A 19,359-nucleotide genomic window follows, 5' to 3' on the forward strand; every position below is an offset into this window, starting at 1 on the left:
CCCCCGCCCCGGCGCCTGGAGCCTGCGGGCCCCGTCGGTGCCGGGACAGCGGCGAGCCGGGCAACTGCGAGTGGCGTGGGTGCCCGCCGCCGTCGGCTTCGGCAACAGCGGCGTCATCACCGACAACGAACCGGGAACTTGACTGACAGAAGATGTCAGCGAACCTCCGGATAGTGGGGCCATGATCTTCAGCCCCCACTCCCGCCGGGCAGAGCGGCTGCTTGTGCCCGCTGCTTTCGCCACCGCGCTCGGCAACAATGTCCAGCTCATCGTCGGTGCGCTGCTCGTGATCAGGGAGCAGCAGACCATGATGGCCGTCGGCTGGCTCTTCATCGCGGTCGCCGGGCCGCCGGCGTTGTTGTCGCCCCTCTTCGGACGGCTGGCCGACCGCTTCGACCGGCGGGCCCTGTGGATCGGCTGCGATGCCACCAGTGCGGCGCTGGCCCTCGGGCTGCCACTGTGGCTGGCCTGCGGCGGCTCTCCGGAACCCGGGATCTACGGCACCAATCTGGCGCTCGCCGTGGTCGGCGCCCTGTTCTTTCCGGCGAGTTCCGCGCTGATCAAGGAACGGGTCCCGGCGGACCGGCTGCGGCGGTTCAACGCCCGCTACGAGATGGGGACCCAGGCGGGGATGCTGCTGTCGGCGACGATCGGCGGGCTGTCCGTCCAGGCGTTCGGTGCCGTGCCGCTGCTGGTGTTCAACGCCGGGACCTTCGCCGTCTCGGCGCTCTGCGTCGCCGCGGTGGGGCGTCAACCGGCCAGGGCGACGACGGCCACCGCAGCCGGCTCGCCGCCGGCGCCGGCGGCTCCGAGCGGGCCGCTGCGGATGCGCCGCTTCATCCTCCTGTACGCCCAGGGGAGCGTGGTCGTCACGGTCTTCAACGCCCTGCTGCCCACCGCCGTCATCGGCGAACTCCACCTGGGAGCAGCGACGTTCGGTACCGTGGACGCCCTCGGATGCCTCGGTTTCCTGGCGGCCACCGGTGCCTACCGGATCGTCAGCAGACGCAGTCCGGACCTTCGCATCGCCGTCGTGGGATTCCTGCTCTGCAACGTCGGCCTGGTACTGCAGAGCCAGTTCGGGATCGCCGGCTATCTCGTCGGGGTGCCGCTGGGCGCGCTGTTCTTCGGGCAAGCCAGGATCGCTTCCCGGACCATGCTGATGGCCTCGACCGACGATGCCTCGGTGGGCAGGGCCTTCGGGCTGGCGAACGGTGGCGGGCTTGCGGCCACGGTCGGGGTGATGTTCCTGGTCGCGACGGTCACCGACCACAGTGACACGCGCTACGGCTTCGGGGTCCTCGCCGCCCTTGCGTTGCCGGCCACCCTGTCCGCCGGACTGCTGCTGAGATCGCCGGCCCCCGCGCGGCCGGACGTATCCGCCGGCCGGTACCGGTCGCGCACGGCCGCCGCGGTCTTTGCGATCTCGCGGCGCAGCTCCTCGGGAGCCAGCACCTCGATGTCCGGCCCCAGTGACAGCAGCGTCGGCACCGCCAGCTCGACCGACTCCAGCGGCATCGTCGCCGTCACCCAGCCGTCTGCTTCCGGCGGCCCCGCCGAGGCTTCGACGGCTCGGACCGATGCCGCGTCCAGGCGGTCCGGCAGCGCGGACAGCAGCGCGGGAGCGATCCGGACGGAGGCCTGAAGCCGCAGTCTGCGGGCGTCGTAGGCGGTGAGGTAGTCCTGCCAGTGGGCGGCCAGGTCGAAGCCGTGGGGGCGTTCGAAGACGTCGTCCCCGACATCCAGACGGAGGATCGACGACACCCGGTAGGTCCGCACCGCGCCGTCCACCGCTGCGACGAGGTACCAGACGCCCGCCTTGAGGACCAGGCCGTAGGGGTCGAGTGCGCGCTCGACTTCCTGCGGCTCGGCCCAGCGGCGGTAGCGCACCTGGATCCGCCGCTGGTTCCACACGGCATCGGCGAGAACCACGAGCGCGGGCGGCGAGTCCTGTTCCCGGTACCATCCGAGCGCGTCGAGGTGAAACCGCTCCCGGACCCGGCCAGCCCGGTCCCGCAGTGGAGCCGGCAGCGCCGCAGTCAGTTTCAGCTGTGCCGCCGCCAGCACCTCGCCCAGTCCCAGGTCGTCCGCCGCACCGGGCAGCCCGGCCAGGAACAGCGACTCGGCCTCGTCGGCGTGCAGTCCGGTGAGCCGGGTCCGGTAGCCGCCGAGCAGCTCGTAACCGCCGTGGTGCCCGGCGTCCCCGTACACCGGAATACCCGCGCCGCTCAGCGCGTCGATGTCCCGGTAGACGGTCCGGACCGAGACACCCAGCTCTTCGGCGAGCTCACCTGCCGTCAGCCGGCCCCGGTTCTGCAACAGGAGGACGAGGGAGAGGAGCCGGGCCGCGCGCATGAACCGATCATTCCAGGTCCGGGCCTGGCCCTTCGGCACCTGCCGGCTCTCCCGAGTGATGCGGACCATGAACGGCACCAGGGCAAGCACCCCAGCCTGCCCACGCCGTACCGCACCCTCGCCGAAGCCCGGCAGGACGCGGGAGCGTGACCGTCGGATCGAAAGCCACTGGCGGGTCACTCGCCATCTGGTCAGCCGTGCGGAGGTGCCGAGGTGGGCGAAGGCCGCGGAGGCCGGGACGCGGTGCCGAACGGGGCGACGACCAGGAAGACCAGGGTGTCCAGCAGCCCCGGGAGTTCGCTCACGTGGTCCTCGTCGATCCAGCGGTACAGCGCGGCGTGCACCCCGCCGATGAGCGCATCGGTGAGTTCGGCGCCGGGTATGCCGACGGGGCCCGGCGGGGCGTCGGCGAAGAAGCGGCGGAACTCGGCGAGTAGCCGCGCGCGGGCCCGGCGGCCGGCCGGCCCCACCGCTTCGATCTCGACGAGCATCGCGGCGAACGGGGGTGTTTCGGCCAACAGGTCGAGCAGCGTGCGCAGGCCCGCCCGGACCGCTGCCGGCCAGTCGGCGCCGCCGCCCGCCGTCTCGTACGCCTCTGCCATCCGGGCCACCACGAGCGCGGTCCCGGCCCGGTAGGCGCTGAGGACGGCGTGCTCCTTCCCGGCGAAGAGTTCGTAGAACACCGGCCGGGTGACCCCGGCGGCCCGGCAGATGTCGCTGATCCGCGCCCCGGCGTAGCCGCGTTCCGCGACGGTGCGGGCGACGCCGTCGAGCAGCCGGTCGCGCTGGTTGGCCGCGACGAACTCGGCCGGCACACGTCGCGGGCCGCGCCGGATGGACCGCTCGGCCTCCCGTCCCGTGCGCGCGCCCGGCAGCTGCCCGGACGTGGCTGACCTCTCGGTACCGTGGGTAACTTCCATGGCCGAACTTCCTCCGCCCACCCTTGACGCGGTGCACCCGCGGGATTACAACCCCCTCAGGTTTCCTACTGTTCCAAGCTCGCGCCGCGGCCCGTCGGCCGCGGGTCTCCCAGCGGCGCGCGCCCGGTAAGACCTTGCACGGCTGCACGCACCATCGTCTCGCCCGGTGCCTTCCGACGTGCCACTGACCGCTCCCCCAGCGCCGTACCGCGTACGTTCCCGGCCAGCCGGCCGCGCAGCACGCTCACCTCGGTTCGCCGCTGCGCAGCCACCGTTCTGCCGTGCAACCGCCAGGCAGCGCCGCGTCACGCACCGGTCCGTCACTCGACTGCGAAAGGGACTCGCATGACCATCAGGCACTCTCTCCTCGTCGCCTCCGCCGCCCTCGCGGGGACGCTGCTCACCGCCACCGCCGTGTCCGCCACCGGGCAGGCCGCCGCCGCGAGCACCGTGCTCACCTACGGCAGTGCGGGCGGCAGTTCCGTGGCGGTCGGGGACGTGCTGTCCGCCGCCAGCAGCAGCGTGGCGATCCGCACCACGTCGGGCGGCAGTACCGGCATCACCTGCGACGCCTCGTCCTTCTCGGCGTCCGTGGCGACCAACCCGGCCGCGCCCGGCACCGCGACCGAGAGTCTCAGCGCGTTCTCCATCGGCGGCAGTTGCAGCACCAACATCGTCGGCACCACCAGCGTGAAGAGCATCACCGCGGGCGGGCTGCCGTACGCCACGTCCGTGACGTCGTCGGGCACCGTCACCGTCCAGGGGCCGCTCACCACGACCGTCGTGCTCGGCAGCCTGCTCGGGAACGTCACCTGCGGCTACACCGCGGACAGCCTGACCGGCACGGCATCCAACACGGACAGCTCGATCGCGTTCAGCAACCAGGAGTTCACCAAGTCGTCCGGGTCGTCGCTCTGCCCGGGCTCCGGCTACTTCACGGCGACCTACGGGCCGGTCAAGGACACCACGGCGGCCGGCAGCCCGAGCGTGTTCACCAACTGATCCGGGGCCGTGTGCCGGGGTGACGGCAGTCCCCCGGCACACGGGCCGGGGCCCGTCGCCGCCGGCACCGGCGTGGCGTCGTGCCGCGCTGCCGCCCGGCCCGCCGACCGGTCGGACGGCAGCGCACCCGGTTCACCGGCTCGCCGGTGCCCAGGGCAGGGGTGCGCCCGCGTACTTGTGGGCGCGGACGTCGCCGGAGCGTGCGTGGCCCTCGAAGAGCTCCGCGCGTGCCGCGCGCCCGCACGGTTCGCCCGGCGCGGCGCCGGCGGCGGGGCCGACGGCCTCCTGGTAGGCGACGGTCCGGCCTGGGGTGGCAGCGCCGGCGGCTGGCCGCGGCCTGGCCGAGCGGCCCCCCGTAGGTTGCCACGGTGCCACCCGGGCACGCGCACGCCCTGCCCGGTGACCTGCCGAGTCGGACGGTGGTGCGCAGGCGGCAGTCGCCCGCGTTCCGGCGCACCGCAACCGCTCAGCGCAGGACGGCCGCCAGCAGGTCGGTGCCCAGTGTCGTCATCTCGGGCAGGTTGAGGGTGTAGTGGACGTAGCGCCCCTGCCGCCGGGTGGTGAGCAGGCCGGCGCGGCGCAGGACGGCGAGGTGGCGGGAGACCTCCGGGGAGGAGAGGTCCCAGGCGTGGGCCAGCTCGCCGGTGGTGTGCGGGCCGCGGGCCAGGGTGCGCAGCAGGCGCAGTCGTACCGGATGTGCGAGTGCCTCCAGCCGGCGGGTGACCGTGTCCAGCGACGCCGGCTCCGACGGGCCCGGCTCGGCCACGGGGTACTGCACCACCGGCTGCCAGCCACGTGCGTGGATCACCACCAGGTGCGGGCGGCCGAAGGTAGTGGGGATGAAGGTGACCCCGATGCCGTGGGCGGCGGTCGCGTTGTCCTGGAGCTTGTCCACGAGGATGCGGTTGCCGTCCGGTGCCAGGCTGAGAGCGCCGGAGACCGAGGCGAGTGCCGCCCCGATGCCCTGACGCTTCAGCAGGTCGTTCTTCAGACGCAGGTCGGTGGCCAGTTGCACGGCGACGCCTGTCCAGGCGGCGTCGAAGAACGCCTCGGCGCACTGTTCGATGGTCCCGCGCACCCGGGCCCGCACCGCGGCCGGGTCCGCGAGCAGCCGCTCCGCGAATGCCTCCTGGAGCGCACCACGGGCCTGGGCCAGTTCCAGGGCCCGCTCGCGCGCGGCCCGGTCGGCGAGCGGCGACGGCGCACCGAAGAGGACCCGATTGCTGCCGCACGTGGTGGTGAGGGCGGCGGTCACATAGGTCTCGTCGTCGATCCGGTCCACCTCGTCCAACTCCTCGGCGAGGGTCTGCCGAGGCCGGGCGGGGACCAGGAAGTCGGCTCGTGAGGAACGCCAGAGGAACTCCGCCTCCCTGAGCCGCTCGGCCAGCTCCGGAGGCAGCCGTGCCCAGACGTCCCCGGCCCAGCCGGCCAGCCGCGGGTGATGCCCGGGTTCGGCCAGGACGTGCAACATCGCGGTCAGTTCGGCCAGCGGGGAGGCGGCGAAACGCAGCCGCTCGGCCGGTAGCCCGGTGATGTCGATGCGCAGCGTCATCCCCCCATCATCGCTGGTCGGACAGCGGGCGACGGTGTCGGTTGACGATGTCCGTCAACCGACGTGCCGTATCCGGCGGCCGACCCGACCGTGGGCGCCATGGCAACCACCACCAGGATCCGTCCCCGCGCCGTCCTCCGTGCCTCCGGAGGCCCCCGCTACGCCGTCGCCCTGGCCGTGGACGCGCTCGGCACCGGCCTGCTGAGGCCCTTTCTGCTGCTCTACGGGATGACGGTGCTCAGGCTGTCCGCGCCGGTCACCGGCACCGCCATGACGGCCGGCGTCGTCGCGGGTCTTGCGTGCATGCCCGCGCTGGGCAGTTGGCTGGACCGGGGCGCACGCAGCACCGCCGTGGCGGCGTCGATGCTGGTGCGGGTGCTGGGCGTGGCACTGCTGCTGGCCACCCCGACGGGGAACGTCTGGCTGTTCGCGGCGGCGGCGCTCTTCCTCGGCATCGGCAACCAGGCATGGCCGGCCGCCCACGCCGCCCTCGTGGCCACGGTCGCCCACGGCCGGGAACGCGACGCCGCCCTCGCAGGGGGCCGCGCCCTGCGCAACGCCGGCCTGGGCGCCGGTGCGCTCCTCGCCACCGCATGCCTGGCGGGCGGCACCACCGCATTGCAGGCGCTGGCAGCCGTCACCGGGCTCGCCTACCTCACCGCGGCGGCCTTGGCCTGGTCCGTCCGGGTGCACGCGCACCCGGCCGTCGCCGCGGCCACGGACGCCCGGGACGGCGCCGACGGGCCCGCACCCCGGATGCGCGCGCTGCTGGCCGCCAACGTGATCTACGTCTTCTGCCTCAACGTCCCCGAAATCGCCCTCCCCCTGGTCCTGGTGACGCAGCTGCACGCCTCCTCGGTGTGGTCCGGGGCCGTCTACGTGGCCAACACGGTGCTGGTGGTCACCCTTCAGGTGCCGGTCACCGTCCTGCTGTCCCGCTTCCCCCGCCGGTCCGTGCTGGCCGTCGCCGGTGTGGTGCTCACCGCGTCCTACCTCGGCTTCCTCGCAGCCACCTCCCTCGGGCACGGCTGGGGTGCCCCGGCCGTCGCCGCGGTGTCCGTGGTCTGCACCCTCGGCGAGGTCGTCTACGCGGGCAGCGCCACCGCGCTCGTCACGGCCCTCGTCCCGGCACATGTCCTGGGGCGCGCCCTCGCCCGTTTCCAGCTCTCCACGGGCTTCGGTCTCGCCGCCTCCCCCGCGGTCATCACCGCTCTCGCACCGCACGGCCCGGCTGTCCTCTGGGGCGGCCTCGCCGCCGCGACGCTCCTCTCCGCCTCCGCCGTCGCCCGCTGAGCTTGCTCCACGGTGTTCCGGGCGGAGCACCGTGGGGCGGCCGGGGGCGCGCACGGCTCAGGAGAGTCCGCGCAGGGTGGCGAACATCGTCTTGGCGGCCGCCTTGGTCTTGGCGAGGGTGAGCCACGGGGCGGTGGTGTCGGGCGTGTAGGCGACCACGTGGTCCGTCGGCTTGCCGGCCGCGTGCCGGTCCGCCACGAAGTCCGTCATCCACTGGACGAAGCCCGCGGCGCCCGCGTCGTCCTCGCTGCCGTCCAGGATGAACGAGGAGATCGCGAAGGACCTGCCGTAGTCGTCGCAGAGCTTCGCCGCCTTCTGGACGTACGTCTCCTCGCTCGCGTAGGAGTCGCCCTTCGGCCACACCGACCAGCCGATGACGTCCGCGTCGGTGGTCATCCACGTCGTGACGTCCCTGCCGCTGGCGGCATTGAGGCTGTACGTCATCAGGTCCAGGGACACCAGGACGTCGGTGCGGGAGCCCACCGCGTTGCGCAGCAGCCTGACCACGTTCGTGAACGTCGCGCCGTCCATGTTGTCCTCGGGCTCCTGCCAGGGACAGATGCGCCGGATCTTGCCGTCCTTGGGCACGGAGTTGATGAGCGTGGTGAAGTCGGCCTGCGTCGGACTGGACCACTTGGTGGAGGCCAGCGGGAGGTGGGCCGGGCTCGCGGCCGTGCACGCCGCGCCCAGCCACTGTGACCAGGTGCCCTTGAACGAGGGCTGGAAGGTGTAGTGCAGCTCGGTGGCGCCGAGTTGCGAGGAGATGGCCGAGAAGTCGGACTCCGTGATGCCCGTGGCCCCGACCAGCGGCCGTGCGACGGCCCGCGGCTCGGCGGCGCGGGCGGTGCCGGCGCCGGACGCGAGCCCGGTCCCGCCCACCACGGCTGCTGCCGCGGCCGCGCCACCGAGCAGCAGCGTCTGGCGTCGGGTCGGGGAGAGTGCGCCGGATCCAGGAACCCGTGCAAACCGCTCACTCATGAAAACTCCGTTTCACAGGGGTCGAAGAGTGTGGTGCTGCACCCGGGCAGGGGCGTCACCGCCTGGTGGGGAAAGGGGGAAGTGCGGGGACGCCGCCCTGGCGACGAGTCGGAACCGTAGCGTAAAGAAGCCCTCGCAACCCCTTCACACATCCAAAAAAATTGATCACATCCGCACGTCAGAGGGGTAATCAACCCACGCGTGCAGGCCGTGCGCGCGGCTTCGTATGCTGCTGGCCCTGCACAAGAGCAGGGCACCGGGGGCACAGGGGGACATGTGTGGGCACATGCGCAGGATGCGCTACTGGTCGCTGTCGGCGTCGTGTTGGCGGCGCTGGGGGCCAAGTTCAAGGAGTCGTTCAAGAAGCTCCTCGACTTCGTCGGGCGCCATCTCTTCGACTGGTTGGTGGGCCGCGACCTCTTCACCCGCAGGGCGGTCCGTGCCTACGTGCACCGGCTGTACGACGAACACCGGCAGTTCCACGTCTCCTTCCAGCCTGGTTCGTCGTCCGAGCCGATGGACATGCGGCAGGTGTACGTCAGGCTGGGCCTGGCGACGGGCGTGCCGGGCCTCCCGCGTCCTTCGGGCAGTGCGGGAGGGCGCACGGCGTCCGCGTCGCTGGCCGACAAGGACCGCACGGTCGTGCTCGGTGCCCCCGGTGCCGGCAAGACGATGCTGCTGCGGCACACCGTGCTGACCTGGGTCCTCGCCCGCCATCGCCCGGACGCCCCGGCTCGCCGCACATGGTACGGCCGTCGCCGCCCGCCGCGCGCCGACGTGCGCGACCTCACGGGGATCCCCGTGCTGCTGCCGCTTGGCCGGCTCGACCCGGGCGTGGGCCTGCGCGAGCAGATCGTCAGCCACCTCGCCGGCCTCGGTTTCCGTAACGCGGGGCGGTGGCTGGACCGGGTGCTCGACGGTGGCGGGGCCGCGCTCTACTTCGACGGCCTGGACGAGGTCACCACGGCCCACCGTGCGGACATCGTCCAGATGTTGCGTACGTTCCTGGGCGAACACCGCTCGTGCCGGGCCGTCATCACCTGTCGGGTCGCGGTCTACGAAGGCGAGTTCAACGAGGACTTCGGCGCGCCGCTGCACGTCGAGCCGTTCGACGACACCCAGATCGGCCGCTTCCTGCGCGGCTACCCGTGGCCGGACGACCTGGAGCCGGACACCGCCGACCAGCTCCTCGGCGTGCTGCGCGACACCCCGCAGCTGATGGCACTGGTCACCAACCCGTTGCTGCTGACCATGGTGGCCTACCTGCACAGCACCGTGTACGCGGGCACCAACGAGCAACTTCCGCACACCCGCGCCGACTTCTACAAGGAGGTCGTCGGCGCCCTCCTCGACGACCGCCGCCGCACCCGCCATCCGCGTCCGGTGAAACTCGCCGCGCTCCAGCGGATCGCGCTCGCGGCGCAGGACGTCCCGTCGAGCGCGCACGACCGGCTGGCCCTGGAGGAGAAGGAGGTGCTCCGGCACATCGAGGCGGCCTTGGTGGACCAGCGGCGGGAGGCGACGTCGGAGAAGGCCCTGGAGGTGCTGACGGAGATCGTCGAGCGCACGGGCCTGCTGCTGCGCATCGACGGCGGCGTGCGGTACCAGTTCGCCCACCTGACCTTGCAGGAGTACCTCACGGCCAGGGCGCTCGCCGGCGATCCGGCAGCGCTCCTGGGACGGTACGCCCGTGATCCGGCGGCCTGGCGGGAGACGGTGCGGCTGTGGTGCGGGGTGGAGGTGCGGGACTGCACGGAGGTCGTTCGGGAGGTCTTCCGTCAGGACCCGCTGCTGGCGTTCCAGTGTCTGGCGGATGCGCACCAGGTGGAGCGTGAGCTCTCGGAGCGCGTGATCGAGGCTGCCATGCGGCTGCTCAACGAGGACTTGGGCGACGGCTCGTTCCGCCAGGTGACCACGGCGTTCGGGGTGGTCGCCGCGGATCGGCGGGAGCCGGGGCCGAGGGTGTTGCGGTTGCTGGAGAGCGCGGCGCGCAGTCCCGTCGATCATCCCACGCGTCAACGGGCAGCGGCCTTCGCCCTGGCGGCTACTCACATGCCGCGAGCCGCCACGACACTGACGACGCTGCTGGTGCTACCGGGCATCGGCGAGGCGGCGGTCGAGGCGTTGGCGTCGATGGGGAACCTGGCGGTGCCGGCACTGCGTGCTTTCCCTCTCGATCAGTATCAGGGATACCGGGCCACGCTGCCGTTTCGGGCACTGTGGTTGATTCGCACTCCGAAGGCTGCTCGGGTACTGGCTGAATTCCTGCCCCGGTCGTTCCATCGGAACCCGGACATCGATGCATCCCGAACGTGTGCCTTCTACCTTGCCGACCTGCTACGGGATACCGAGATCGAACGGACCCTAGACGCCGGCACTCTGGCGACAGTGCTCGACGATGACGCCCCGTCTGACCCGCCGTTGGCCAGGCGCAACTGGCACATCAGAAGGCCGAGTGATTTCCGGTGGGTGTGGCAGCCTTTCGCTGCCGGGAAGGACAGTGCCCTGATCTCCCTCGTGGCGCTGATCGCATGGTGGCTGGCACGGAACGAAGGATTCAACGTACCCCCCGGCGTTCGACTCGACCCACGCATCACGGCACCGCTGGCCTTGTACGCGGCGAGCGAAGACCAGAAGTACCTGGTCGCCCCGAGAATTTCGCTGCACGACTTCGCCGCGACGAGCGATGAATTCTTCGGACGGGAACGCGTGAGGGATTTTGTCAAGAAGATCAACGTAACGCAGCCCCCGTATCGGTATCACACGCCAACCTGGGGGGAATTATTCTTCCGCGAGATCGCCATGTTGATCCATGACGACACACTCGAAGGGTACGGCGACCTGCTGCACGAAACTCGCGACCTTTGGATCATGTCACTGCGCAGCGTCGGAGCCACTCCAGCACATACTAATTTCCTCGCCCAACTGCCGCCTCACATATGCCTCAAACTCGCCATGGTCGGCGAACACACTGTCCAGCAGCTCGCCGAGGCGTGGAGTCAGAAACTCGATGTGAACACGTTCTACGTCCGCTATGGCCCACAGGTGCGGCTGCTCCAGAAGAGCAGGTTTCGCACCAGCGAGCGTGACCTTGCGGACGCAGACCTGCTGCCCTTCCTGAAATTCAGCCTGAGCCGCCCAGAGTTCCGCACCTGGCCCAGCCCGCCACCACCCCCGCCCTCGGCATGACTCCGGGCGCCCGCCAGGGTGTGCGCGGGCGCCCGGAAGTGGGTGACGTTGCCTTCGGTCAGCCCCGGGCCGCCGCCGCGTACGCCACGAAGTCCGCCCACGCGGTGGGCGCAAGCGTGAGCTGCGGGCCCTCGGGGTCCTTGGAGTCGCGGAGGTGGACGGTGGTGGGGCAGGTGGCTATTTCGACGCAGTCGCCGGAGCCGCTGCTGCTGTACGACGACTTGCGCCAGTCGAGGGCGACTTCTACGCAGTCACCGTCGCCACTGCTGCTGTAACTGGACTTGTACCAGGTCAGCGCGACTTCCACGCAGTCGTCGCCACTGCCGCTGCTGTATGTGCTCTTGAACCAGTGCAGTTCGGGGGTGCTCATAGAGCTCCTTTCAGCCGCTCCAGCAGAGCGATCGAGTCCGGAGGGGTGAGCGCTTGCGAGCGCATCCGTGCGTAGCGCTGGTGCAGCACGCTCACGATATTCGGGTCGTGGATGAATTGTCCGCCCTCCTGCCCCTCGCAGTACGCAAGCCACGTCTTGCCCGAGGTCTCCAGCAGTTGCAGGGGACCGCCCAGCCCTGCGTGGCGCTCCTGGACCAGCGGCATGATCTGGACCTCGATGTTCCGCACCTCCGTGAGCGCGAGGACGTGCTCGACGAGTTCCCTCGTGACCTGCTTTCCGCCGGTCCGCCGGAGGAACAGGTTCTCTTCGAGGAGGAAGTGGTACGCGGTGTTGGGCCGTTCGTACAGAAGGCTCTGCCGCTTTTTCCGTGCCGAGAGCCGGGTGGCGACCTGGTCGTCGTTCAGCGGCGGCATCTGGTCGGTGAACACGCACGTGGCGTAAGCGTCCGTCTGCAAGAGGCCGGGAATTAGGCGGCACTCGTATGTGTAGAGGCTCACCGCTCGCCGTTCGTACCAGGCCCATCGGTTGAACCACGCAGCAAGTCCGCACGGCGGCTCGCACACCTTCTTGAACGCCTCGTGGAGCACGTCCGTGTAACCGAGTGCGGCATCGGCCGCCATGACGAAGTCCCAGTCTGGCACCCTCCGGCCCTGCTCGATCGAAGCGACGGTGTGCTTCGAGAACCCCACCAGGCGGCCGAACTCCTCACGGCTGAGCCCCGCGTGCTCCCGTAACCCCTTCACGACCGCCCCGAACATGCTCAGGCTGTCCGAAGGTTGCGGCCCCGGCTTCGGCTCCGTTTCCGACTCCGGTTCTGGCTCCATGGGCTCAACGTCCATGGTCCTGCCCCCTTTTCGATGCAACGAGGGGTGCTTCCACCCCCCTGACAACCGGTCACACCGTCAACCCGCACCGTCCGCACAGAGTCACGGCAGCCCGCACCCGCCCTTGCGTACACGGCCCGTGTACGACCCGTCACGCTGGCGCTGCGCCGATCACCACCGTCACATTGGCGGGCATGAACCAAACCACCCCACACCCCACCGAACCTGCACACGCGTTCGCCCAACGCTTCAGCTCGACGCCCCTGGGCGCCCGGCTGGCCCGGCACCTGGTCGTGCACCAACTGGAGCGCTGGGGCGTGCCCCACGGCACCGTCGGGTCGGACACCGCGGCGCTGGTCGTCGGGGAGCTGGCCGCGAACGCGGTCACGCACGGGCGGGTGCCGGGGCGTGACTTCGAGGTGCGGCTCGCGCTGCGGCACCGGGATCCGCTCGGTCCGGGCGCCGCCGGGCGCGTCCTGCGCATCGAGGTGTCCGACACCCGTACGGAGTGCCGCCCGCCGAGCCCGGGGGAAGCCGCGGCCCCGTCGCCGCTCGCCGATGCCGGGCGCGGCCTGGCCTTGGTGGCCGCACTCGGCGCCCGCTGGCGCGTACGGAATCGCGTGCCCGGCCCGGGGAAGACGGTCGTCGCCGAACTCGACCTGCGTTGACGGCAGGACGGCCGCGCGGCGGCATACGGTCGCCGGGGCGGCGTCACTCCGCCGACTCCAGGATGCGGTCGAGTGTCCGGCGCCCCATCCTGCTCATCGTCGGATTGCTGTCGACGTAGTACCAGACGGCGCCCATCGACTGTTCGAATGCCCACGCCTTGCCGCGCTCCCATTCGAGGTCGTCGCAGCCCAGTGTCCGCCGCAGCACGTCCCGCGGACCCGGATCCAGCAGGTGCCAGGCACTGACCAGGTCCAGTGCGGGGTCGGCCGGGCCGAAGCCGCCGGCGTCGAGCACGCCGCCGAGCCGGTCGCCCGCGACCAGGACGTTGCCGGGGATGAGGTCACCGTGGCACATCACGTCGGCCCCCGTGCGCGGCAGCACCCGAAGGCGGCTCCACAGCCGGCGCAGGCGGGGCACGTCGAGCAGGCCCTCGCTCTCCGCGAAGCACTTCTCCATCCAGTCGTCATGGCGGGTGAGGACGCCGCCGCGGCCCACGCCCCTGAAGGGCCGCCCCCGTGTCCCGACCTTCCGGAGGTCGGCGATGAAGGTCGCCAGGTCCTGCGCGAAGGCCTCCGATCCGCTCGGGTCGACGTCCGAAGCGACCGTTCCCGGCAGCCACGTCTGGACCGACCACGGCATGGGGTAACCGGCTCCGGGCGCTCCCAGGGCGACGGGTTCCGGGGTGCGGAACCGGGACACCTGCGCCAGCTCCGCGCTCGCCCGGGCTTCCTGCTCCAGCATCACCAACGTCTCGGCGGCATCGGCCGGCCGCAGGGGGAAACGCGCCGAGAGGTCGTTGCCGATGCGGAAGATGGCGTTGACCGTCCCGGTCGACTCCAGGAGCCGGATCGCCTTGCCGCTCCACTGCGGGAACTGTTCCCGGATCAGGATCGCAACGTCTTCGGTGGTCACGTCCACTTGATCACCATGCATGGTCATCCCACCAGTATCGGCCTGCGTGCCGGTGGCGCGGATGCCGGAGACGTGCCGTCGGACACGGGAGGCATGCCCTTCGTCTTCTTCCTGACCCTGCCCGGCCTGGTCGTCGTGCTGACCCTGCTGGCCTTGACAAGCTCAAGGAGCGGCAGTCGGCACCGATCACGCCGGACGGCGAGGATGACGGCGCTCCGCCGAACAGGACGACGGTGGACCTGGCCACCGGAACGGCGGTCGTACGGTTGCCGCGCTCCGGGCGGGAGGAGCGCCCCCCATCCTTCGCCGGCACGCGCCGATCCTCATCGGCCGGGGCCGCTTCGAGCCGCCTGGGCGACCCAGCGCCCCCCGTTGTCCCAATACCCGCGGATGTCCTCGAGGGAGCGGCCCTTGGTCTCCGGTGCCATCTTCCACAGGAACACCAGCGCCACCACGGACAGCACCGCGAACGCACCGAACCCGGCCGCACCGCCGACGGACTCCAGCACGACCGGGAACGCGAAGGTGGCGATCAGGTTGGCGACGAAGTCCGAGAGCAGGAGTGCCGCAGCGCCCACGCTGCGGAGCCGCGCCGGGAAGGCCTCGCCGGTGTAGACCCAGATCAGCGAGCCGATGCCCAGGTAGAACCCGACGTAGAACAGCCCGATACCGGCCACCGCGAGGTATCCGGTGGCGCCACCGAGGTGGCCGGACAGGAACACCCCGGTCATCACGGCGTGCCCGACGATCACGCCGACCGTGCCGATGAGCAGCGGTGGCCTCCGGCCCCAGCGGTCCACCATCACCATGGACACCGCCACGCCGAGCACGGCGATCAACTGGACCAGAGCGGACATCAGGATGGAGTCGGACGCCTTCCCGAAGCCCGCCTTCTCGAAGATCATCGGGCTGTAGTAGAGGATCGTGTTGGTGCCGGTGATCTGGACGAAGAAGCCGAAGGCGATGACGAAGAAGGTGGCGCGGGCGTACCTGCGGGTGAAGATCTCCCGGAACCGGCCCTGCTCGCCCTCCTCCAGATCGGCCCGGATGGCGTTCAGCTGCGCCTGCACGTCGGCCCGGGAGTCGATGCGGCGCAGCGTCGCCAGCGCCTCGGCGTGGCGCCCCCGCATCGCGTACCAGCGCGGGCTGTCGGGGAACCTCAGCAGCGCGACGGCGACGACGAGGGCGGGAACCGCGGAGATGCCGAGGATCGCCTCCCAGGACTCGCTGTCCGAGAGGGCCCAGGCGACCAGGAGCGAGATCACCACGCCCGCGCTGGTGAAGAACTGGTAGGCGGTGCCGAGCTTGCCGCGGTTGTGGTCCGCGGCGAACTCGGAGATGAACACGGGGGCCACCACGGTCGACAGCCCGATGGTGACGCCCAGCATCAGCCGTACCGCCGTCAGCCACCACACGCCCCAGGGCGCCGCGCTGAGGGCCGCGAACGCCGCGAACCCGACGGCCACGAGCAGCATCGTGCGGTGCCGTCCGAGCGAGTTGGCCATCCTGGGCCCGAAGGCGGCGCCGACCAGGCTGCCGAAGACCACGATCGAGGTGATCACGGACACCCACAGGGTGCTGAGGTGGTAGTCGGACTTGAGGAAGATCAGGGCCCCGCCGATGGAGCCGGAGTCGTATCCGTAGATGGCGCCGATGGCCGCGGCGACGACGGCGACCATGGTGCCCAGCGGCTTGTCGCGCGTGCCGCCGGTCGCGCCCGGCGGGGCACCGGCGGCCCGGCTCGGTTCCCGCATCTCGGTGCTCATGCCGCACCCGCCGCGATCTTGACGGTGTCCCCGCTGTCCAGGGACTCGTGGATCGCCACGACCACGTCGGTCACCAGCACCCCCTGGGCGAGGCCGGGGCCGACCTGCTCACCGTTGTCCAGCCTGCTGACGAAGTCCTGGACCATCCAGGTCGGGGGCCCCTGGAGCCGTCCGTCGATCTCGCCGCCCAGCAGGCCCGGCCAGCGGAAACCGTCCGGGCCCGCGGTGCGCACGCTCTGGTCCTGGAGGTCGACGAAGACCGCCGAGGTGTCGCCGACGGCCTGGTACTGGAAGTCCACGATGGACGGCATCGAGTCGGGCAGCACCCAGGTGGAGGTGAGGTTGGCGGTGGTGTCGTCGTCGAAGGTGAGCAGGGCGTGCACGACGTCCCAGGTGTCGACGCCGCGGGCGGCCAGCCGGCCGCGCGAACCGCGCGCGGTGACGGAGACCGGGGTGCGCCCGTTGACCCACAGGGCGGCGTCGACGGTGTGGCTCATCAGGAACCAGGCGGGCGACGACTTCGCCGCCCACCCGATCATCTTCGTCGGCACGAAGTAGGTGTTGCTCAGCAGGATGTTCTGGGTCAGGACGGTACCGAGCGTGCCGGAGTCCGCGGCGTCGCGGATGCTGCGGACGGCAGGGTTCCAGCGGTTCTCGAAGCCGACCATGCACTGCACGCCCGCGGACTCGACGGCTTCGGCGATGGCGGCGGCGTCCTCGCGCGTGGTGGCGAGCGGCTTCTCGATCAGCAGGTGCAGGCCGGCGCGCGCCGCGTCCACGGCGGCCTGCCGGTGCGCGAAGTCGGGGGTGGCGACGATCACCGCGTCAAGCTCCTCCGCCGCCACCATCGCTCGGTGGTCGGCGTAGGCGGTGAGGCCGAAGTCGTCGGCCACGGCGCGGGCCGCCCGCTCGTGCAGATCGCAGACCGCCCGGACCTGCGCGCCGGGGAACCCGTGGAGGGAGTGCGCGTACATGCGGCCGCGTATGCCGGCGCCGATGATGCCGATCTTCTTCATGGTGATGCCTCGCTAGCGGGAACGGTGACCGGAGGGAGGTAGCAGGTATGTTCATGCTGTGGACTAACTCCGGTGGACGTCAACCCTTCCCCCTGGGGAGATCCGCGGAAATTCAGGAACACCACGAGAAACCTCTGCCCGAGTAAGTACACTTCCCACATGAACTCAATCGGGGGCGGCGATCCGATCCGCTCTCTCGACCCCACGCGCGCCCGCCTGGTGCAGGCGCTGTACGACTTCGGACCGCTCTCCCGCGCCGAGCTGGCACGGCTCACCGGCGCGTCCCGCAGCGCGCTCACCGCGATCGTGCAGGACCTGATCGACCGGCGCCTGCTCGCGGAACAGCCGCTGCGCCCCAGCGGACCCGGCGGAGGGAAACCCTCGCGCCCGCTGTGGTTCTCCGAGGACGCCCCGCCGCTGGTCTCGGCGCACCTGCTGCCGGGCCGCCTCTTCGCGGCACTGGTCGGCGCGGGCGGATCCGTCATAGCCCGCACTGCGCGCGCGTTCGACACCGGGACCGGCAGCCGGGACCGAGCGCTTGACGTGCTGTTGGACGCGCTCGCCGAGATGCGCGACTCCGCCGCGGCCGAGCCGATGGGTTTCGGGGTCGCCGTCGGCGGCATGGTGGACACCGACACGGGAACGGTCGTCAAGATCGCACTCGCGCCCGAACTCGACGGGATGCCGATCGGTTCGGCCATCGCCGAGCGGTTCGCCCCCGATCTGGTCTGCGTCGACATGCACCCGCGCGCCCAGGCACTCGGTGACCGCTGGTTCGGGCAGGGCCGGGGCCGCAGTCGCTTCGCCTCCGTCTACACCGGGGAGGCCCTGGGCGTCGGCCTGGTCATCGGGGGCGACGTCGACCGGGGCCCGTCCGGTACGGGCGGCGAGGCCGGTCACAGCACCGTTCAGGCCGGCGGCATCCTGTGCCACTGCGGCCGGCGGGGCTGCTGGGAGACGATCGCCGGACACGGCTGGCTGCGCGCCGAGGCGGCCCGTCGAGGACTGCCGGGTGCCGCCACCATGACGGCGGGCCCCCTCGCGCGACTGGCGGCGGCGGGACAGTCCGGCGCCGAGGGCCTGCTCGAGGAGTGGTCGGCGAATCTGGCGCTCGGCCTTGCCAACCTCCACCAACTCGTCGCCCCCGGACTGTTCATCCTGCACGGCGACGTGGTGGCCGGCGGCGAGGACCTACGGCGGCGCATCGAGCGGCACCTGTGCGACCGCATCCCGCCGCACCCGGCCGGCCCACCCGCCATCGCCCTGACGGCGCTCGACGACGACGCGACACTCCTCGGCGCCGCCGGGCTGGTGCTGTCGCGCCGGCTGATCCGGTCATGATGGCGGCCCGACCGGCCCGTTCGACGCCGGATCGGTGTGCGGCTTCGACGGGCCGGAGGTGACGCGGGCAGTACCTCACTGCTACGCGTTACGCCCTAGGGGGTCGCGATCCGCTGGGAGAGCCACGCCAGTGCGGGCGGCATCCGGTATTCCACGGCATGGTGTCCTCCGTCGAACAACTCGAAGCGTATGACCTCCTCGTCCACACCCACCTCGGCGAGGACGTCGCGGAACGCCTGTGCACCCAGGTCGAGGAACCATTCGTCGCGGGTGCCCGCGTCGATCCAGATCGCCCGCTGGGATCGCAGCGCCTCGGCGTGCAGGGGCGCCATCCGCACCGGGTCCCGGTCCAGCCAGCGCTGCCAGATCTCCGGCCGGATCGCTCCCGTGCGCGGCTCGAAGGGCAGCTGCGGTGTGCCGTCCGCAGCGGGCGAGAAGCAGGCCGAGACGCCGAGCAGTTCGAGCAGCCGCAGGTCCTCGTCCCTGGTGAAGGCCACCCGCGAGCGGAAGTCGTCCCACCAGCGGAAGACGTCCCCGTCGTACGCCCTCAAGTGGCGTGCCGCCATGAGGAAATGAGGGATGTACTGGGCCTGTGACAACGCGTCGCCCGAGTGTGTCGCGAACGCTCCGAACAGGTCGGGTCGGAGCATCGACGTGATCACCGCGCCGTACCCGCCGCTGGACTTCCCCGCCAGCGCCCGGTGATCGCGGTCGGCGAGCGACCGGTAGTGGGCATCGACCCACGGCACGATCTCCTCGCAGAGGTAGGAGTGGTACCGGCCGGTCCCCGGCGAGTCGACGTACTGGCTGCCGCCGTAGGTGGTCCAGGCGTCCACGAAGACCAGGATCATCGGCGGCGCCTCGCCACGGGCGAAGATCCCGTCGACGAGTTCGGGTACCGGCTGGCGGTAGGGGGTGCGGTTGCGCCAGACCGGGAGGGTGCCGGCGTAACCGAGCAGCAGGTAGGTGACGGGGTATCGGCGCCCGGGGTCGGTGTCGTATCCGGGCGGGGTGTAGACCCACAGCGGCCGCTGCGCCGGATCGCCCAGCGGATTGTCGCTCAGCAGGGCGCTGTCGATGACGTGCTCGTCGATGCGGCCTGCGAGCGCGGTGGGCCATGGAGCCATCGGAACCTCCTCGGAAGCAAGAGG

General features: G+C 71.2%; 15 protein-coding genes and 1 pseudogene. 6 read left to right on the forward strand and 10 right to left on the reverse strand.

Going from position 1 to position 19,359, the window contains the following annotated elements; all coding sequences use genetic code 11:
* Positions 1-181: 181 nt before the first annotated feature.
* Positions 182-1,204, forward strand: a pseudogene (locus tag NQO67_RS32870) (MFS transporter); the annotation flags it as partial.
* Between the two features lie 80 nt (positions 1,205-1,284).
* Here NQO67_RS32870 and NQO67_RS32875 read toward each other — a convergent pair.
* Together NQO67_RS32875 and NQO67_RS32880 are read right to left on the reverse strand one after the other, a co-directional pair.
* Positions 1,285-2,535 (reverse strand): helix-turn-helix transcriptional regulator, encoded by a 1,251-nt coding sequence (locus NQO67_RS32875; protein WP_445195111.1) that lies wholly within the window; start codon positions 2,533-2,535, stop codon positions 1,285-1,287.
* 11 nt (positions 2,536-2,546) lie between these two features.
* Positions 2,547-3,275, reverse strand: a complete 729-nt coding sequence (locus NQO67_RS32880) for a TetR/AcrR family transcriptional regulator (protein WP_255954014.1) — start codon at positions 3,273-3,275, stop codon at positions 2,547-2,549.
* A 345-nt stretch (positions 3,276-3,620) separates the two neighbouring features.
* On the opposite strand from NQO67_RS32880, the gene NQO67_RS32885 reads away from it, so the two are divergent.
* Positions 3,621-4,277 carry a Tat pathway signal sequence domain protein gene (locus tag NQO67_RS32885; protein ID WP_255954015.1) on the forward strand — a complete coding sequence of 219 codons (657 nt, stop codon included), beginning with the start codon at positions 3,621-3,623 and terminating at the stop codon, positions 4,275-4,277.
* 466 nt (positions 4,278-4,743) lie between these two features.
* Here NQO67_RS32885 and NQO67_RS32890 read toward each other — a convergent pair whose 3' ends face one another.
* Positions 4,744-5,829: a DUF5937 family protein gene (locus NQO67_RS32890; protein ID WP_255954016.1), complete on the reverse strand. Its 1,086-nt coding sequence runs from the start codon at positions 5,827-5,829 to the stop codon at positions 4,744-4,746.
* A gap of 99 nt (positions 5,830-5,928) precedes the next feature.
* On the opposite strand from NQO67_RS32890, the gene NQO67_RS32895 reads away from it, so the two are divergent.
* Entirely contained in the window at positions 5,929-7,122 is a 1,194-nt protein-coding gene (locus tag NQO67_RS32895) for an MFS transporter (RefSeq protein ID WP_255954017.1), read from the forward strand.
* 57 nt (positions 7,123-7,179) lie between these two features.
* Here NQO67_RS32895 and NQO67_RS32900 read toward each other — a convergent pair whose 3' ends face one another.
* On the reverse strand, positions 7,180-8,100 hold the full coding sequence (locus tag NQO67_RS32900) for a hypothetical protein (RefSeq protein ID WP_255954018.1): 921 nt from the start codon (positions 8,098-8,100) through the stop codon (positions 7,180-7,182).
* 276 nt (positions 8,101-8,376) lie between these two features.
* Here NQO67_RS32900 and NQO67_RS32905 point away from each other — a divergent pair, with 276 nt between their 5' ends.
* Positions 8,377-11,289, forward strand: coding sequence for an NACHT domain-containing protein (locus tag NQO67_RS32905; RefSeq protein ID WP_255954019.1), 2,913 nt, complete (start codon positions 8,377-8,379; stop codon positions 11,287-11,289).
* A 58-nt stretch (positions 11,290-11,347) separates the two neighbouring features.
* On the opposite strand, the gene NQO67_RS32910 is transcribed toward NQO67_RS32905, so the two are convergent.
* Both NQO67_RS32910 and NQO67_RS32915 read right to left on the reverse strand, forming a co-directional pair.
* A complete protein-coding gene (locus tag NQO67_RS32910) occupies positions 11,348-11,659 on the reverse strand; it encodes a DUF397 domain-containing protein (protein WP_255954020.1) in 312 nt (103 codons plus the stop codon).
* Positions 11,656-12,519: a helix-turn-helix domain-containing protein gene (locus tag NQO67_RS32915; RefSeq protein WP_255954021.1), complete on the reverse strand. Its 864-nt coding sequence runs from the start codon at positions 12,517-12,519 to the stop codon at positions 11,656-11,658. The genes NQO67_RS32910 and NQO67_RS32915 overlap by 4 nt, the downstream gene beginning before the upstream one ends.
* A 179-nt stretch (positions 12,520-12,698) precedes the next feature.
* On the opposite strand from NQO67_RS32915, the gene NQO67_RS32920 reads away from it, so the two are divergent.
* Positions 12,699-13,172 carry an ATP-binding protein gene (locus tag NQO67_RS32920; RefSeq protein ID WP_255954022.1) on the forward strand — a complete coding sequence of 158 codons (474 nt, stop codon included), beginning with the start codon at positions 12,699-12,701 and terminating at the stop codon, positions 13,170-13,172.
* 43 nt (positions 13,173-13,215) lie between these two features.
* Here NQO67_RS32920 and NQO67_RS32925 read toward each other — a convergent pair whose 3' ends face one another.
* From NQO67_RS32925 to NQO67_RS32935, 3 genes are all read right to left on the reverse strand, one after another.
* Entirely contained in the window at positions 13,216-14,112 is an 897-nt protein-coding gene (locus NQO67_RS32925; RefSeq protein WP_255954023.1) for an aminoglycoside phosphotransferase family protein, read from the reverse strand.
* 296 nt (positions 14,113-14,408) lie between these two features.
* The gene (locus NQO67_RS32930; RefSeq protein ID WP_255954024.1) at positions 14,409-15,851 is read right to left on the reverse strand and encodes a sugar porter family MFS transporter; all 1,443 of its coding nucleotides are present in this window, start codon (positions 15,849-15,851) and stop codon (positions 14,409-14,411) included.
* Positions 15,848-16,867: a Gfo/Idh/MocA family protein gene (locus tag NQO67_RS32935; RefSeq protein ID WP_255954025.1), complete on the reverse strand. Its 1,020-nt coding sequence runs from the start codon at positions 16,865-16,867 to the stop codon at positions 15,848-15,850. The genes NQO67_RS32930 and NQO67_RS32935 overlap by 4 nt, the downstream gene beginning before the upstream one ends.
* 159 nt (positions 16,868-17,026) lie before the next feature.
* Between NQO67_RS32935 and NQO67_RS32940 the strand changes: the two genes are divergently transcribed.
* The gene (locus NQO67_RS32940; RefSeq protein WP_255954026.1) at positions 17,027-18,208 is read left to right on the forward strand and encodes an ROK family protein; all 1,182 of its coding nucleotides are present in this window, start codon (positions 17,027-17,029) and stop codon (positions 18,206-18,208) included.
* A gap of 95 nt (positions 18,209-18,303) precedes the next feature.
* Here the strand turns inward: NQO67_RS32940 and NQO67_RS32945 are convergent, their stop codons facing one another.
* Positions 18,304-19,335 (reverse strand): alpha/beta hydrolase, encoded by a 1,032-nt coding sequence (locus NQO67_RS32945; RefSeq protein WP_255954027.1) that lies wholly within the window; start codon positions 19,333-19,335, stop codon positions 18,304-18,306.
* Positions 19,336-19,359: the final 24 nt, after the last annotated feature.

It is taken from the genome of Streptomyces odontomachi, assembly GCF_024435355.1.
In the GTDB taxonomy this organism is placed as follows: domain Bacteria; phylum Actinomycetota; class Actinomycetes; order Streptomycetales; family Streptomycetaceae; genus Streptomyces; species Streptomyces odontomachi.

Coding starts and splice junctions, on each gene's coding strand:
- NQO67_RS32880 (WP_255954014.1), bottom strand. CDS start 3,275: ATGGAAGTTACCCACGGTACCGAGAGGTCAGCCACGTCCGGGCAGCTG.
- NQO67_RS32885 (WP_255954015.1), top strand. CDS start 3,621: ATGACCATCAGGCACTCTCTCCTCGTCGCCTCCGCCGCCCTCGCGGGG.
- NQO67_RS32890 (WP_255954016.1), bottom strand. CDS start 5,829: ATGACGCTGCGCATCGACATCACCGGGCTACCGGCCGAGCGGCTGCGT.
- NQO67_RS32895 (WP_255954017.1), top strand. CDS start 5,929: ATGGCAACCACCACCAGGATCCGTCCCCGCGCCGTCCTCCGTGCCTCC.
- NQO67_RS32900 (WP_255954018.1), bottom strand. CDS start 8,100: ATGAGTGAGCGGTTTGCACGGGTTCCTGGATCCGGCGCACTCTCCCCG.
- NQO67_RS32910 (WP_255954020.1), bottom strand. CDS start 11,659: ATGAGCACCCCCGAACTGCACTGGTTCAAGAGCACATACAGCAGCGGC.
- NQO67_RS32915 (WP_255954021.1), bottom strand. CDS start 12,519: ATGGACGTTGAGCCCATGGAGCCAGAACCGGAGTCGGAAACGGAGCCG.
- NQO67_RS32920 (WP_255954022.1), top strand. CDS start 12,699: ATGAACCAAACCACCCCACACCCCACCGAACCTGCACACGCGTTCGCC.
- NQO67_RS32925 (WP_255954023.1), bottom strand. CDS start 14,112: ATGACCATGCATGGTGATCAAGTGGACGTGACCACCGAAGACGTTGCG.
- NQO67_RS32930 (WP_255954024.1), bottom strand. CDS start 15,851: ATGAGCACCGAGATGCGGGAACCGAGCCGGGCCGCCGGTGCCCCGCCG.
- NQO67_RS32935 (WP_255954025.1), bottom strand. CDS start 16,867: ATGAAGAAGATCGGCATCATCGGCGCCGGCATACGCGGCCGCATGTAC.
- NQO67_RS32940 (WP_255954026.1), top strand. CDS start 17,027: ATGAACTCAATCGGGGGCGGCGATCCGATCCGCTCTCTCGACCCCACG.
- NQO67_RS32945 (WP_255954027.1), bottom strand. CDS start 19,335: ATGGCTCCATGGCCCACCGCGCTCGCAGGCCGCATCGACGAGCACGTC.